Source organism: Veillonella montpellierensis (genome assembly GCF_947090115.1).
Lineage (GTDB): Bacteria > Bacillota > Negativicutes > Veillonellales > Veillonellaceae > Veillonella > Veillonella montpellierensis.
The window spans coordinates 24,816-41,855 of record NZ_CAMUMS010000014.1 but is presented as its reverse complement, the minus strand read 5'-3'; the positions used below and the strand labels follow the sequence as shown (position 1 = coordinate 41,855).

Annotated in this window: 15 protein-coding genes; 5 read left to right on the top strand and 10 right to left on the bottom strand. The window is 35.3% G+C overall.

Annotated features, from left to right (window positions below; genetic code table 11):
• Positions 1–42: 42 nt before the first annotated feature.
• Positions 43–1,191: a DNA/RNA nuclease SfsA gene (gene sfsA, locus P6940_RS07560; RefSeq protein WP_277293671.1), complete on the bottom strand. Its 1,149-nt coding sequence runs from the start codon at positions 1,189–1,191 to the stop codon at positions 43–45.
• 305 nt (positions 1,192–1,496) lie between these two features.
• Here sfsA and P6940_RS07555 point away from each other — a divergent pair, with 305 nt between their 5' ends.
• From P6940_RS07555 to P6940_RS07545, 3 genes are read left to right on the top strand one after another with little or no spacing between them, the layout of a single operon-like run.
• Positions 1,497–2,699 (top strand): DUF1858 domain-containing protein, encoded by a 1,203-nt coding sequence (locus P6940_RS07555; protein ID WP_277293670.1) that lies wholly within the window; start codon positions 1,497–1,499, stop codon positions 2,697–2,699.
• A gap of 1 nt (position 2,700) precedes the next feature.
• Positions 2,701–3,366 (top strand): hypothetical protein, encoded by a 666-nt coding sequence (locus P6940_RS07550; protein ID WP_277293669.1) that lies wholly within the window; start codon positions 2,701–2,703, stop codon positions 3,364–3,366.
• Between the two features lie 4 nt (positions 3,367–3,370).
• On the top strand, positions 3,371–3,655 hold the full coding sequence (locus P6940_RS07545; RefSeq protein ID WP_277293668.1) for a DUF1637 domain-containing protein: 285 nt from the start codon (positions 3,371–3,373) through the stop codon (positions 3,653–3,655).
• 310 nt (positions 3,656–3,965) lie between these two features.
• Here P6940_RS07545 and P6940_RS07540 read toward each other — a convergent pair whose 3' ends face one another.
• From P6940_RS07540 to P6940_RS07500, 9 genes are all read right to left on the bottom strand, one after another.
• Entirely contained in the window at positions 3,966–4,418 is a 453-nt protein-coding gene (locus tag P6940_RS07540) for an OmpH family outer membrane protein (protein ID WP_028257893.1), read from the bottom strand.
• A 261-nt stretch (positions 4,419–4,679) separates the two neighbouring features.
• Positions 4,680–5,033 carry a GerW family sporulation protein gene (locus P6940_RS07535; protein ID WP_028257892.1) on the bottom strand — a complete coding sequence of 118 codons (354 nt, stop codon included), beginning with the start codon at positions 5,031–5,033 and terminating at the stop codon, positions 4,680–4,682.
• A 300-nt stretch (positions 5,034–5,333) separates the two neighbouring features.
• A complete protein-coding gene (locus P6940_RS07530; protein WP_277293667.1) occupies positions 5,334–6,287 on the bottom strand; it encodes a hypothetical protein in 954 nt (317 codons plus the stop codon).
• Between the two features lie 324 nt (positions 6,288–6,611).
• Complete coding sequence (locus P6940_RS07525) at positions 6,612–7,190, bottom strand: cob(I)yrinic acid a,c-diamide adenosyltransferase (RefSeq protein ID WP_277293666.1); 579 nt, start codon at positions 7,188–7,190, stop codon at positions 6,612–6,614.
• Positions 7,191–7,208: 18 nt separating this feature from the next.
• On the bottom strand, positions 7,209–8,222 hold the full coding sequence (locus tag P6940_RS07520; RefSeq protein WP_277293665.1) for a M23 family metallopeptidase: 1,014 nt from the start codon (positions 8,220–8,222) through the stop codon (positions 7,209–7,211).
• Positions 8,223–8,367: 145 nt separating this feature from the next.
• Positions 8,368–8,889, bottom strand: a complete 522-nt coding sequence (locus tag P6940_RS07515; protein ID WP_028257888.1) for a DUF4446 family protein — start codon at positions 8,887–8,889, stop codon at positions 8,368–8,370.
• Positions 8,890–8,912: 23 nt separating this feature from the next.
• Positions 8,913–10,130, bottom strand: a complete 1,218-nt coding sequence (gene hydF / locus P6940_RS07510; RefSeq protein ID WP_277293673.1) for a [FeFe] hydrogenase H-cluster maturation GTPase HydF — start codon at positions 10,128–10,130, stop codon at positions 8,913–8,915.
• 26 nt (positions 10,131–10,156) lie between these two features.
• Positions 10,157–11,032: a ParB/RepB/Spo0J family partition protein gene (locus P6940_RS07505; protein WP_423839129.1), complete on the bottom strand. Its 876-nt coding sequence runs from the start codon at positions 11,030–11,032 to the stop codon at positions 10,157–10,159.
• A 40-nt stretch (positions 11,033–11,072) separates the two neighbouring features.
• Positions 11,073–11,837, bottom strand: coding sequence for a ParA family protein (locus P6940_RS07500; RefSeq protein WP_038153205.1), 765 nt, complete (start codon positions 11,835–11,837; stop codon positions 11,073–11,075).
• 1,407 nt (positions 11,838–13,244) lie between these two features.
• Here P6940_RS07500 and P6940_RS07495 point away from each other — a divergent pair.
• Positions 13,245–13,919 carry a methionine synthase gene (locus P6940_RS07495; RefSeq protein ID WP_028257884.1) on the top strand — a complete coding sequence of 225 codons (675 nt, stop codon included), beginning with the start codon at positions 13,245–13,247 and terminating at the stop codon, positions 13,917–13,919.
• Positions 13,920–14,602: 683 nt separating this feature from the next.
• Positions 14,603–17,026 (top strand): homocysteine S-methyltransferase family protein, encoded by a 2,424-nt coding sequence (locus tag P6940_RS07490; RefSeq protein WP_277293663.1) that lies wholly within the window; start codon positions 14,603–14,605, stop codon positions 17,024–17,026.
• Positions 17,027–17,040 lie beyond the last annotated feature (14 nt).

The following is a 17,040-nucleotide window of genomic DNA, read 5'->3' as shown; positions in this document are numbered from 1 at the left end:
TTCTATCTTTCTATCTTTCTATCTTTCTATCTTTCTATCTTTCTATCTTTCTATCAGCGAGTCTAACCGATTCATGCGCATATCTTCAACAACTTTCATAAATAATTTGTTATGAATTGGATTATCTTGCATGCCGAATAAATGACTTTCACAATGGCAATCGGAGCAACCAAAACCCGGTATGGACCAATCAGTCACCGCTTTCAATGTCTGTGCTAATTCACATTCTAAATCAGAAGCTGTCCGCACTGGAATAGCAGCCACGATTTCACAATGGCCACGAAAATAATCTAAATGCCAATGCATTTTTTTGCGCTTTCGTGTATGTCTTTCTATACGTTTTTTCAAATTGGCTTTAGCCGATCCTACATACATATAGTAGCCTTGTTTAAAAACCATGGTCCCCTTGTTACCAATAGTGATTGACGCATCTGTTGGTAAGTGCATAACAATGATATAATCACCTGCATCCTTAGCTTCTTGTGCGACTACAGCTGGTTCATAATGACATATGCGAACTACATGAGGCATGGTGAATTGCTCATTCCAACGCAAAGCGACCGCTTTCCAGTCGAGGTGAGGGGCCACTTGCTGAAATGTAGTCGCAAATGCTAAATCCGTATGGTAATCAGGCAAAAACCATTCTGCCTTTTCCCATTGCACTAAAAATAATACGCCCGTATGATACCCCTCTTGCTGTAACGCCTCTAAATGCAACAGATGTTTTCTCCCACGCTCAGTAATCGCATCGGGAAACATGGCACCCCTTTCACTAAACAAGGTGCAAGATTTTACTTCTAATAAAAATTGTTCTTTCTTAGCATTCGTCAACAGTAAATCAAATCGACTATGCCCTACCGTATATTCGCGTCGCACGACAGACCATGCTTCCCAACCAGGAATGAGCTGATGGGAAAGTAGGTACTCCGCCACATCATTACTATAATTGGTATCCAACATAATGGGAATGCCATCACGATCAATGCCAATCACTCGGTACTGTGTTTTTGCCCCTACTTTATCATGGGGCACAATATACATAGTCACCCCCGTAAAAAGTAATTCCCACATACGTCCTGGATTTGGCAAATGGGCTAATACGGGTATGCCATCTAAGGCTACTGAAACGACAAAACGATTAAGTCGTTCTATAAACGTCGCCTTATATACGGTATCATATAATACTTTCATAATAATCTCCTTATTCATCCCTACAGATCATACTACGTGCTAGCAATGTAACTTTCTTCTACTCCTAGTATATACATATCCTATCATAATAATAACTGATTAGCCTATTCGACTATCATACTATATAATAATTATGAAAGCGAATAGCAAATACCTAAAAAAAATATTCATATGTTGCCATGGCAACATACAACACTGATAAAATACGATATACTAAGTATATCAATACAGAATATTTCTATATAACATATAGGCTACGGCAATCGCAGAAGAATCAGTATTAGTTACTGAAGAAAGGATGTACTATGTCACAAATTGCAGCAAACTTACAACGAATTAGAAATGGTCAACGGCGCTATGCCATTACTCCTCGTATTCCAGGCGGCTTTGTGCAACCTGCTCTATTACAAAAATTTATCGATGTGGCTAACAAATATAAAGTTACCTTGAAAATAACTGGCGCACAACGAATTATGATTACCGGCTTACGATCAGAAGATGTCAATGATGCTTGGGCCATGCTAGGTATGAAACCAGCCTACACTGTAGCGAATCGTGTACGCTCCGTTACCATGTGCCCAGGTACCACTTTTTGTAAACGAGCAAAACAAGACAGTGTAAAACTAGGTATGCAACTAGAAAAAAAATACACGTCCCTTGAAATGCCTTCAAAAGTAAAAATGTCTGTATCTGGATGTCCTAACTCTTGTACAGAAGGCGCTTTAAAAGATATTGGTATTATCGGATCTGTTAATGGTTGGTCCATCTATGCAGGCGGTAGCGGTGGTGCTCATCCACGCCTTGGGAAACTTATTGCCCACGTGCCAAATGAATCAGATGTGTTAATCATTGTGGATCGCATGATAAACTATTACAAGGAACAGGCACAAATTGAACGTGTAGCAGAATTTATCGATCGCATTGGGTTAGAAACTTTCAAACAAGCAGTATTGGGCCCTGATTATATGCAATATGCAGCGCCTATAGAATCTGAAAACACTACTACAAGCGATATAGAAGAAGTAGTACCAACAGCCAAAGTAGCACCTACTATGGACGATGTAAACGCCAAGTATCCTATTATTACACCTGATACAATCATTCGCGATATTGTGGATACCTATCCTGATTGCGTTCCCATTTTACAAGATATGGGAATGGGCTGCCTTGGTTGCCCTTCTTCTACAGCAGAGCCATTATCGCAAGCGGCCCATATCCACGGTGTGAATGTATACGACTTGGTATCCAAGTTAAATAGTGTGCGTGCAACATTACTAGAACCAGATCAAGCTAAACCGCTACAAAAAGGTGAGCCGATTACCAAAGATACTATCATTCGTGACATTGTCCACATTTACCCAGAAGTAGTACCTTATCTACAAGATAAAGGAATGGGTTGCCTTGGTTGTCCTTCTTCTACGGCAGAACCGCTATGGCAAGCTGCGCAAATTCATGGTTTTGATGTGACTCACTTAGTCGATGAATTAAATGAACGAAAAGGAGCATAACATGTCAGCAACACTAGGTCATATTCATTATTGGTTATACAAAAAAATTCAATTGATTGTAACGAGAGAACAATTAATTGCAGATCGAACTCGCACGGTAATCGATAGCTTGTCCGATGAATTACATCAAATGTCACTCGATACATATGGTACACCCATTGATCCAACTACGGCACTGGAAACTATAATTGATCACAGTAATATCCATGGTTGGTTATCTAACCAAATACAAATTGCCTCTGTGCGAGAAGCCACTTTCATCAAGGATTTATTAGATTGTGTAGATGGTAAACAAGCGTTGCCAACAATTTCCGCCATACTAGCATCCTTTGCTGTACAAGGTAAAGCTTGTGCTGCCATTGCAAAAGAACAACTTTCACCGATAACAGCTGAAACGATTTATAAGGAATTACAAAACTTTTACGTAAACGGTATGCCTTGTGATGGTGGTGATCAAATCATCACCCAAACAGCAGATACCTTTAGCTGGATAGGTAATCATCGATTGCAATTACCATACTGGAAAACAGCAGGCGTAGACCCTAAATTTATGGCCTTAGCGTACCAAACTTGGTTTGAATCCTTTGTAAAAGAATTAAGTCCAACCCATACATTTACCGTCACCGAAGATAATGGTGAACCTATTTATACAATTAAAAAGGAGTGATACTATGTCTCTAGGTATTGAAAAACATGAACCAGGAACCATGTTTCAAGAAAAGCAGTATACAGTCATAAAAAAAGTAGGTAATGCAAGTGACACTATAGAAAAGCATAATCATCCAGATTATACGATTTTATTTACCGTTATACGAGGTACTATCCTTGTAACACTTAATGAAGTGGAAGACCATACACTCAGTGCTGGTATGGTGCTACGCTTTGATGGCACGAATTTTATACAAGCTAAGTTTATAGACGATGGAGAATGCATTGTGACCCTGTTAAAAAAATAATTGCTACGCTTATACATTATATTCGTTTCTTATATAGTTAACTAAAATAGAATGAATTTTCTTTATAGAATAAGCCTAGTATACGCAACACATTAAGTCCAGAAATACACACTACAAAGTAGCCGATGTCGTTATGTACTGCTTTTAACACACTAAATGCTACCAAAACATCTCCCTATAAAGGAACCGATATCACTATAGACTGTGCTTAATTACGCATTAACCACTAGATACTATAAAAGCTATAGAACCTAAAAAAATTGCCCTAGACCTATGTGGTCTAGGGCAATTTGCGCTATTAATTTTTATATTATTTTTTCAATGTAGCAATCACATCATTAGTAATATTAATTACTTGACTATTTGCATCAGCAGAAATAACTGCATATGGATTATCTACTACAACATCAATAGATTTTCCTTTACGGATCGTATCGATACGACCTGCAATATCAGTCATCATTGGATTAATAATTTTATTAATTTCGCTTTGTGCTTGTTGATTTAATGGTACAACTTTTTCATTAAATGCAGCTTCACGTTTGGATTCTTCCAATTTATTAATAGCATTGTATTCTTTTTCAATTTTAGGTTTATAATTTTTTTCTACCGCTTGAATTTGTAATTCAATAGCGCCGTATCCAGGATAAGAACTTACTACTTGATTAATATTTACAAAACCAATATTGGCAGCACTAGCTACTGCTACTGCACTCATAGCACCAATAACTGCTAATGACATAACTTTTTTCTTTAAATTCATATTCATATCCTCCTTATAAAGAGTTAATATACTCTATATCATTATACCGTAATTATGTATAAATAGCAATCAATAAACACAATTACCTTATATATTGCATCAATTCTACATGAAAATCATAAAAAATACATATATCCAGATTTCATATACGTTCAATCATATAACATATACACAAAATAAGCATTGCAACACTATACTACTTAGTATTCTTAGTTACAATGCTTATTATATACTACTACTTGTATTCTTTAGTAAAATATATTAGTCTTCTTCATTAAGATAAATATATTTGTCTGTTTTTAATTTTGCAATGACATCTGGCACCATACCTACTAATCGATCAAAACCTGATGTATAGGCTGTTCCTTTAATATTGAATAATTCAATACGTTCCCCTTTCACAACTAAAATGGCTGTTGGTTCCATCTTGGCACCACCACCGCCACCGCCTAGTTCATTATTGCGCGATCCTGATCCAAAACCAAATGTAACATCTACAAAAGGAACTAACGTAGCATCACCGATTTTAACAGCTTCGCCAACGACTGTTTCCACTTTAATCATGTCTTTAAATCGTTCAAATAAGGTTTCTAAATTTTCTTTTACTCCATCCATGACGTATCCTCCTCAGGTTTATGACCACACTATGTACACATGATAATAATCTATCATTCATTATCTATTGGTAACGTATTAAACTTACGCCTATTCTTAATTACTAATGATACTGCCATCTATCTACATTCATTATATACTTGTCATCCAACGATTCACAATAGGTGATTGATATAAAGTATGCATATAGAAGAATTGATGTACTCTCTACATAGGTTACACATATAATACGTTGACTACCAATATATTTACTTACACATTTACCTCATAATTACTTCGAGTTCTCCTCTGAAAGTACGATTAGGCTACTGATTGTTTCGCTTTTGCTTCTTTTCGTTTAATAAAAAATACTTTCATACCAGCTACCACAAATGTTCTTACAGCTTTTGTTACCATAAATTGAGTACCATACCAAGCCATAACAGCAGGAATAATTCTCCCATATATATACCCACTACCATCACAAACGGGCTTGATATACTCTAATCGAACATCTTTCATACCATGAGGCCAAACACTATATAATACACCAGCAATGAGACCTGTATAATACGCATTACCACACCCATATGTACCTTCTATATACATTTTTCTTGGCTTAGAATGGTCATACATTCGTTTACTCACTACGTAAAGAGCCTTATATAGTGCAGGATTTTTCAAATAGGGTACCCACCAATCAAAGGGCACTTTTGAATCTTTCTGTAATACGTTATCAATCTTTTTATGAAATTGTTCTTTCTTATCAGCAAGCGTCCCTGTAAACTCTTGCAATGATGAAAAAATAGTTTTTTTCTTATGGTTCGCATCATCCGTCCCAGTGACTGTATCATCTGATTGGCACACAATTTCTTGTATATTCCCATCTTCTGTAAATACTACCTTTTCGATAACTGGCTCCGTATCCTTTTCTTCTACGTGCACCTCTTTTGTACTGATAGGCTCATCATACTGTTTAGATGCTTCCATATCTACTTCTTCTTCTACACGTTTTGCTAACCATTCTTCATAATCTCTGGCAGGGCCAATTTTCATACGCCCTAATATATAGACCTCTTTAAAAAATGGCTTTCCTTGTTCATAGCGAACATGAACGGAAAATATACGATACAACCATGATAACTTACCTTCAAATGTATAGGGATACCTACCATTAATATCAATGCGGTAAGTAACTGGACTGATTAACACAATCACTAACAGAGAAATAATGACTATGAGTATAGCCAGTAATGCTATTCCAATGCCAGACATATGCATCACCTGCTTTCAAAATAATATATACTTATATATATTCGATACAGCCTTATAAAATCCTTTATTTTTTTTTAAGTCTATAAAAAACTCTACGTAGCTATATGTCATCTATCTACGTAACCAAGAATAAACTGCTATGTCTACAAATTTCTATCCATCTATGTAAGCATGAGTCATATATTTTTTTATTCACATGCACTATGGTCAAACCAAGTACGTATGTTGAATGAATTGAATACTAATTACTATGCTTTATTCTACAATTAACAGCCTACGCCTATGGTAATGTAACTCTATAACAATGAAAGATTTTTGATTATCTTAGTTTTCAATACCTAATCGCGCATTGACACCTTGCGTATAGTAATGCTTAATTTCTTTCATTTCTGTTACCAAATCAGCAGCTTCTATCAATTCCTTTGGCGCACCACGACCTGTAAAAATTAATTCTATAGATGGATTACGTACATCAAGTAACTGTTTAGTGTCTTCCCAACTAATTAATTCGAAAAAGAGTGCCATATTGTATTCATCTACTATGACCATATCAAACTCATTAGATTGTACAGCTTCTAAGGCACGATTATAACCTTTTTTGATTAAATCAATATATTCTTGAGGTGGATGCCCTGCTTCAAATACAACGACTTCATTGCCCCAACGAGCTAACTCTTCCTCTGATTTCATTCCCTTAGGAATAATAAAAAACGGTTTCCCTACAGTCTCTAACGTTATGCCTGGTAACGATTCTAGTATAGCATGTTCACTATAGACTTTTGATTTCATAAATTGTAATACTAACACCCGCTTACCAGCACCAATTGCCCGAATTGCTAGACCAATAGCCGCTGTAGTTTTCCCTTTTCCATCACCTGTATAAACTTGTACATATCCTTTCATACCAGCCCATCCCTCTTATCAATGATTACCAATCGGTAAAAATAACATAGGATCCACAGGCGATCCATTAATACGTACTTCATAATGCACATGAGGTCCCGTACTTTTACCTGTACTGCCCATCAATGCAATCACTTGACCTTGTGTAACCTTTGTACCTGGCGATACTAGTAACATCGAGTTATGACCATAGCGAGTAACAAATCCATTACCATGATTAATTTCTACTAAATTACCATAGCCTCCATCTGTACTGCTAGCGATCGTAACTACCCCATCCGCTGTAGCCACAATCGGTGAATTATAATCATCAGCTATATCAACACCTTCATGAAAACCGCTGCCGCCATATACGGGATCGACACGATTGCCAAAAAATGAAGTAATCACACCTTTTGATGGCCAAATACTTGGCATCGCACTATTAGAAGTAGAGGATCCATTCGTAGCTATGTTTAGATTTTTCAAATTTTTTATACTATCACTGGCACTGTCTTTTAAAATAGACCGCAACATATAAAAAGAAACTAACCGTTTTTGTGCTTGTCGATCCAATTTCGATAATTTAATAGACATAGCTGTAATACTACTTTGATCACCATCTGCTGCTGTTTCATCACTAGTAGATAATGGGACCTGATCATGATCAGGCCCCCCTTGTGGTACGTGTCCTGATTCAGAACCTTTAATCATCTGACGAATTTCTTGGTCCAAAGAATCTAACACATTCATCTTTTTATCTAGCATTTGTATTTTCTGATCTAATAATTTGAGTTGATCACCTTGCATTTGATTTTTTTCTCGCAATTGCCATACTTCAGTTTCTCTTACAATCCCCCATATACAAGCGGCCATTGACAAAATAATCATCATACAAACTATCAGAATAATAATTTTACTCTGTTGTTTGCTAATCGTAATATGATAGGATCCATCTTCTTGTCTAACGGTCGTATATAACCAATTTGAAGGTTTACATAGCTTATATAACCGTTTCCATATGGTGCCTATCTGTAATCGAATGTTATTCAAATACCTACAACCTTCTATCCATGCACACATATAAAACTATAAAATAGATACGATGATAACTCACCTATCACACAGGTATACATATCATACGTTTATATGTAAAAGTACGCTAGTATCTACCATAATACAATACTTACGCTATCTTCTACTTATCTACAGAAACACGTTCTAATGCATCTGCATTACTTGTTTCTCCTAATGCTTCATTTAAACTTTCTAATTCTTCCTGTGAAAGACTATCGATACAACTTCCTTTCACAATAGGTTTACTAAATATACGAGATTCATTACGCCCATAAATACTAGAAATAATGATACCATTATTGTTTCCATCTAAAATCGTTAAGGAAAATGACAAATCATTACCAATATTTTCAAAGGCATTGTACTTCACAAACCCAATTTTTTGTAGTGTACTATGCTGTATATTTCTAATCGCATATTGTTCTTGAAATAAACTGTCAATCGATTTAGCGGCTTCACGAATTTCTGTAATTTCTACAGATAACTTTCTCTCCAAACTATTACCATCATCGCCTTTCATAAAAAAATTATATTTTTTATAAAGTCGACTAATTTTTATTTGTAAATTAATACAATAGAACAATAATATAATACAAATAATTACACTTATAGCTCCTAGCCACGGTAGAATATTTTCTAACATGCTAACACCTTTCATCTCTCTTATTATAATTCATTACAGAAGGGACTAATAGCCCTTTCTAAAATACCATGCAATTCAGCAATCAAAATACCATAATTTACAATTGGTACACCATGTATCGTAGAAATATCAATGCGATGTAACACTTCACGTCGTGTTAACATGCATGCACCACAATGGATAATTAAATCATAGGTTTCTATATCTTCCGGAAAGTGACCACCAGAACTCCAATGTAAATCTAAATCTTTATACCCTTGTTTTTCTAACCATTTTGGAATTTTCACGGTGCCAATATCATCACATTGTCGTCTGTGAGTACAGCCTTCACTAATCAACACCTTTGAGCCAGGTTGTAACTGTTTAACTGCATCAATTCCCTTTACCAATTCTTTTAATCGTCCTTTAAAGCGAGCCATTAAAATCGAAAACGATGTTAACGGTATATGTAATGGCACTATGTGAGATACCTCTTCAAAAGCTTGTGAATCGGTAATTACCAACCGAGGTTCTTTACTTAATGAATCAAGTGTTTGTGCTAGTTCCTCTGTTTGAACAACCACCGCCAAGCCACGTTTGTTGAGAATTTCTCGTATCATTTGTACCTGTGGTAAAATCAATCGTCCTTTTGGTGCTGCACTATCAATGGGACACACTAATACAACGATATCACCAACTTCAATAATTCCTTCTAATAACGTAGCTTCCTCTTCCCCATCAATCGGTTGTATATGTCCTAACATATCAAGTAATGCTAATCTTTGATCTTTTTCTAAAAAATTAGCACTGCCAATCGCTTTTACTTGTTCTTTTATCATAGGATAGGAGGCCAAATACTTGTCTGTAGAAAGTGATGGATCTACTTGATTCACACATAAGACGATAGGCACATGATGAGAAGATAATAAATGTATCCATTCTATATCCAATTCAGAAATTGGTACATCATTTCTTACTACGTACACAGCAATATTGATGGTAGGTAATAAGGTTTTTGTTTTTTTTATACGCAACGCACCTAATTCAGACGTATCATCAATACCAGCTGTATCGGTAATCATTACAGGGCCTAACGGTAAAATTTCCATAGCTTTACTAACTGGATCTGTTGTCGTACCAGCTACAGATGCTACTAACGATACTTCCTGATCTGTTAACATATTAATTAACGTAGATTTTCCTGCATTGCAAGGTCCAAAAAATCCTATATGGATTCGATTACTTTTAGGGGTATTTTCTATAGTTGACATAACTTACTTTCTAATTACTAAACGCGAAAGGAATCAATATGAGTGTCACTTTCATCACGGGTCTGCATGTAAGATAGCAATCGTTCTAGTTCACGCTCTGAAGAAAATGAAATTTCAATACGACCTTTCATCGTCTTACCTGTATGTAACTTAATCGCCACAGGCGTTCCTAAACTTACTTTAAGTTGTTCTACTAAGGCACGAATTTCTGCAGAATCGTTAGAACTAGATCGTGCAGTATCTTGTTTTACCTGTTTTGGCTTAACTAGTGCTTTTACTAATGCCTCCACTTGACGAGCACTCAATTCTCCTTCTTTTATTTTCTCTACTGCTTCTAACTGTAATGCTTCATCTTTCAATCCTAATAAAGGTCTAGCTTGACCAATAGTAAGATCACCAACAGACAAATCATTTCGAATCGGTTCTGGCAATTGCAACAAACGCATCATATTAGCTACATGAGATCGGCTTCGTCCCAATTTCACTGCTATTTTTTCCTGTGTTTGTTTAAACGTTTCCATGAGCCGTTGATACGCATAGGCCTCTTCAATAGGATCTAAATCTTGTCGCTGTAAATTTTCGACCAATGCAATTTCAGTAACTTCTTCCGTACTATAATTTTTTATAATAACCGGCACTGTCGTCAATCCCACTTGTACCGCTGCTCTATATCGTCGTTCACCAGCTACAATTTGATAGGTATCGCCTAATTTTCGAACTACAATAGGCTGTACAATGCCATATTGTTTAATAGATTCTACCAACGTAGCAAGTCCGTCTTCGGAAAAATTTTTTCGTGGTTGATTTTCATTAGGAACGATTACCTCTATAGGCAACTCACTTTTGTTAGATTGTTGTATCTCGTCAATCGTTTTCGTGTTATCTAAATTCATTAAAGAACCAATACCTCGACCTAAGCCTCCACTTTTCTTACTAGTAGGCATCACCAAGTACCTCCTTAGCTAAATTCATATACACTTCTGCTCCTTTCGATTTAGGATCATATATAATAATGGGTTCTCCATAGCTAGGAGCTTCACTTAATCGAACATTTCTCGGTATGATGGTTGTATATACATGATGCTTAAAAAAGCGTTTCACTTCTTCTGCGACTTGAATTGATAGATTTGTTCTACCATCAAACATCGTTAATAAAACGCCTTCAATTTCTAGTGACGGATTTGATGTTTGTTGCACGATTTGAATTGTTTTAATTAATTGACTAACACCCTCTAGCGCATAAAATTCACATTGAATAGGAATTAATACACTATCTGCTGCTGTTAATGCATTCAACGTTAATAATCCTAGTGATGGTGGACAGTCTATAATAATAAAATCATATAAATCTCGAATCGATTGCAATGATTGTTTTAAAATTGTTTCACGTGAAACAATGGGAACCATATCAACTTCAGCACCAGCTAATTGAATCGTTGCAGGTGCAACATCTAATCTTTCTATCATCGTATGTTGAATGATTTTTTCTATATCATACGTTTCAATTAGTACATTATATATGCAATACTCTAATTCATCTTTATTAACACCAATTCCACTCGATGCATTACCTTGTGAATCTAAATCAACCAAAAGTACTTTTTTTCCCATATTGGCCAAACAAGCACTTAGATTGACTGAGGTTGTTGTTTTACCTACACCACCTTTTTGATTCGTTATTGCTATAATTTTTCCCACTGCATTCACCTCATTTTGCATGTATCATTCACATTTTATTATATCATAAACTATCCTCTATATATGATTTTTATCTGTAAATTAATTATTTTTTCTTTCTATATGTATCATATATCAATTATATATTTTATAATGTTACACGTATACTCTGTCAGTGTAATAACCAGTATACTACTGTATATGAATAATTTTCCACTCTATAAATAAAAGTATCATCAACACTATCTTATGATGGTGTTATATGTATATAAACTAGGATTCATTAAAAAGAACGCCAATGTATAATAGCTATTTCTATTCAAACACTAAACAGCGGTCTATTTTCTATATCTGATAGTACCATAAATATAGTACTACTCCAAATAGTTATTTATTTTATATAGGTCCATTATATAGTAATCTTATTTAGTGAATGATGATTATACTTATAGCGATGTAAATGTACTATATTAGCTGAATAAGCACTTAAAAAGATGAATAAGTCACAAAGAACAGTTTCCATCAATTGAATTATTAGATATTTTTGTATGCACATTTGCTAGCAAGTATAATGCTAATTTTTGGGTAAAATACATCGTGGATTCGGTGTAACATTGAGCCAATCACAAAATATGTTTGGTAATTAATAATAAAAAGACGTTTATAGAAAATAATTGACACTATCTATAGCGATATAATATGCACTATATGAACTGAATAAACTGATTTTATTATGATACATATAAAACATATAACCGTACTTTCTTCAATCTAGCAATAAAAAGAAATATTATATGCGACATAATAAACATATCGCCTATTCTACCTATGCAGGGTAGTTAAGTACATGGAATTTTAAGTTTTAATTTTTAGTTTTCTAAACTATCTATGCGGTAGTTAACATTCTGCTGCCAACTTAGTGATAGAAAAATAATTTCTAAGCTACCTTTACGGTAGTTAACGCAATATTACTATACCATCAAAAGTTCAATCATTTCTAATCTACCTATATGGCAGTAATTTGTAACTATGTTGAGTGTGAAGTAGTTACAGATTTCTAATCTACCTATTCGATAATTAACAGAGGAAAAAGGATATTTTACAATCAGCTTTATTTCTAGGCTACCTCTAATTCTAGTACTAATCATCTATCACTATATACTGTATGCATATATCAAACACTATTGGTAAAAGTTTATAGCTTTAACCTATAACCAACTTAGTAAACCCTTATAGGGTAATTTATTGACTTTACCAAGCTATTTTTCTATACTAAAAGAACATTGATATATATTTTTTATAGACACTATCTATAGTAGATAGTTTTTTTTATACTAATACACTAGTGATGATAACTAACGTGTAGCAAGTGTATATGTATCGATATTTTTATTGTTATACAAATAATTTATAAACGAGGTGATATCTATGGCGATTTATAATGGTAGAGTATCATCGATTAATAAAAGTGAAGTAAAACGATATGCCGGACTGAGACATGCTGAAAATTTTCCTGAACACTATGTTGATGAAGCTTGTAAAGAAATTCAATTATTAGCAAATCCAAAAGGTATTTATCAAGAGTATTCCTATAATGCAACTACCTATACCATTGAAAGTAATCCCCCTATTGTTGTAGAGGGTACATCGATTCGCAATCATTTAGCAAATGCTACTAAAGTATTTGTGCTAGCTGTAACGATTGGTGAAGCCGTAGAAATACGAAGCGCTGAATTATTTAAAGAAGGAAATTATACAGTCGGTTTACTCGTTGATGCCGCCGCTACCACTGCGGTAGAACAAGTAGCTGATCAAGTAAATGAAATTATTAACCGTTTGGCTAAGAAAAATGGCTATACTCCCACTTGGCGTTTTAGTCCCGGTTATGGCAATTGGCCTTTAGAAGTACAAAAAGACTTGGCGTCGATTATAAAAACAGAAGAAATCAATCTATCTGTAACCGATACCTTTTTATTATTTCCTAGAAAATCGGTAACTGCTATTATTGGTTGTATGCCTGGCACTACTACGACTACAACCAAGCGAGGTTGTACATCCTGTTCGCAAAAAAATTGTCAATCTCGTAAAACCTCTATGGAATAATGGAATGATTGCTTTCTACTAAGCAATTCTATATAGTATATTCTGAATTGCTTATTGACGTAGAATAACTAGCGTTCCATTCTATTTCAATCGATGTCATATAGATTTCGATTACTGAATTTCTTAACCTATAAACGTATCTTATATATCTTATTGTATTTGATACTTTCAAGTATCTTATGATGAGAACATCTTACTATGCTTATTATTTTATAATATTAAAATATTATTATTCGATGGAAATGTATTACTTATAATCGAATACAACCAAGCGAGGTTGTACATCCTGTTCGCAAAAAAATTGTCAATCTCGTAAAACTTCTATGGAATAATGGAATGATTGCTTTCTACTAATCAATTCTATATAGTATATTCTGAATTGCTTATTGACGTAGAATAACTAGCGTTTCATTCTATTTCAATCGATGTCATATAGATTGTACTGAATTTCTTAGCTTGGTTAACGTATCTTATTTTATTTTGATACTCTTAACTATCTTATAGTTAGAACATATTACTATTCTGACTTTGTTTATAGTATCTCACTTATCTTACTTATTTTATTTATCTTAATTTTATGAAAGTTAACTGTAGTGCACATAAAACAATTTGTACTACAATAACTATGATGATATTTCTATTGTTTACAATGATCCCTAATCGAATCACTAGGAGATGTATATATGCTTATTTTTGATGGTGCTATGGGCACGATGTTACAAGCCGCTGGCTTACAAGAGGGCTATTGCCCAGAATTATTTAATATTGAACGACCAGAGGTAGTAAAACATATTCATACAGAATATTTACAGCATGGAAGTGATATTATTACCACCAACACCTTTGGTGCGTGTTCTTTAAAATTAGAGGATTATCAATTATCTCATCGTGTAAAAGAAATTAATACAGCGGCCGTTAAGATAGCTAAAGAAGCGATTGCTGAATGTAAACCATCTGCCAAAGTAGCTGGTGATTTAGGACCTACTGGTAAATTTATCGTTCCTCTTGGTAATATTCCTTTTGATACTATTTATAACACCTATTATGAGCAAGCCTTAGCCTTAATAGAAGCTGGTGTGGACTATATTATTATTGAAACAATTATTGATATTCAAGAAATGCGTGCAGCCCTATTAGCCGCCAAAGATGCACGGGACTTTCACAAAAAAACAAAGGAAGACGTACAAATTATCTGTCAATTTTCTTTCAGTGAAGATGGTCGTACAATTACTGGGACTACCCCAGAAGGAGCGGCCATTTTGCTAGAGGCAATGGGCGCTGATATTATCGGTATCAATTGTTCCTTAGGTCCTGTACAAATTGCACCTATGATTAAAGCGATGGCATCCGTCACTAATTTACCCCTCATAGCCCAAGCGAATGCAGGTATGCCGGTATTAGTAAACAAGAAAACGGTGTTCCCTTTAAATCCAACGGATATGGCATCCCATATTACCGATATTATTGATGCTGGTGCTACCTATATTGGTGCTTGTTGTGGTAGTACACCAGAACATATTCAAGAAATCGCCACCATAGCACGTCACTATCAAGCACAACCTCGTCCTATCGTTGAACCTTTTACCGCTTTGACAAGTCGGACACAAATTTTACGATTAGGTCAAGAGCAAGAACCTGTTATCATCGGTGAACGAATTAACCCAACGGGACGTAAAGTGCTCGCCAAAGAGTTGCGCGAAGGTAACTTTATGATGGTAAAACGCGATGCCTTAGCCCAAGTTGAAGCAGGCGCCTCTATTCTAGATGTAAATATGGGTGTTGGTGGCGTTGATCAAGCGCCTTTGATGGAACGCGCCATTTGTGAATTATCCATGTTAGTAGAAACGCCTTTATCCATCGATACACTCGATCCTAAGGCATTAGAAGTAGGCTTAAAAAACTATCCTGGTCGACCTTTAATCAATTCTGTTAATGCAGAACCAGAACAAATAAAAGCCGTTATGCCCTTGGCAAAACGATATGGCGCAGCTTTGCTCTGTTTACCGTTAAGTAGTGGTGATTTACCAGAAACTGCAGAAAAACGCATCGAATTGGCAAAAAAAATTGTTACCCAAGCCTATGAATATGGTTTAAGACCAAATGACTTACTCTTGGATCCATTGGTATTAACACTTGCTTCTGGTGATGAAAGTGCGAAACAAACACTGCGTACATTACAATTATATAAAAAGCACTTTGGATTTCCTACAGTGATGGGTCTATCGAATATATCCTTTGGTATGCCACAACGCCCTTACTTAAATTCTCAATTTTTAACCATGGCCTTAGCCAGTGGCTTAACTACACCGATTTTAAATCCATTAAATTATCCTGTAAAAAAAGCCTTTATCACTGCTAAAACATTATTAGGTTGGGATTCTGGAGCCGCTACTTTTATCAAAGAATATGGCTATGAATCCGAAGATACCAGTACCCCGGTAACTGTGAAAGAAACGAATCCATCAAAATTTACCAGTGATAATCCCATCGATATGATTCAACATTGCGTAGAACAGGGAGAAAAAGAGGCGATTATCCCCTTAATTGAAACAGCCCTATCTGATGGCATAGATCCTCTCATCATCACCAAACAAGGATTATCTGAAGCCATGAATGTGGTAGGTGACAAGTTTGGATCTGGTAAATTATTTTTACCCCAAGTAATGCTAGCAGCCGAAACAATGCAAGCGGCCTTTCAAACGATAAAACGCGTCTTACCAGCTGATACGTCATTAGAAAAAGAAACTGTCATCGTTGCTACGGTAAAAGGTGATATTCACGACTTAGGAAAAAATATTGTAGCTGCTTTATTAGAAAATAACGGATATCGCATTATCGATTTAGGAAAAGATGTGGACCCTACTACAATTGTGGATGCTGTCAAAGAACATAAAGCAGCCTTGGTTGGCATTTGTTCCTTAATGACCACCACTATGCCTCAAATCGACAATACCATTCATGCAATGCGCAGTGCTGGTCTTACTACACCTGTTATGGTAGGTGGTGCTGTATTATCGCAAGAATACGCCGATCAAGCTGGTGCTGACTACTATGCAAAAGATGGTGTCACTGCTGTTAATTTAGCGAATGAATTATTTAAAAATTAATGGCCAACAACACA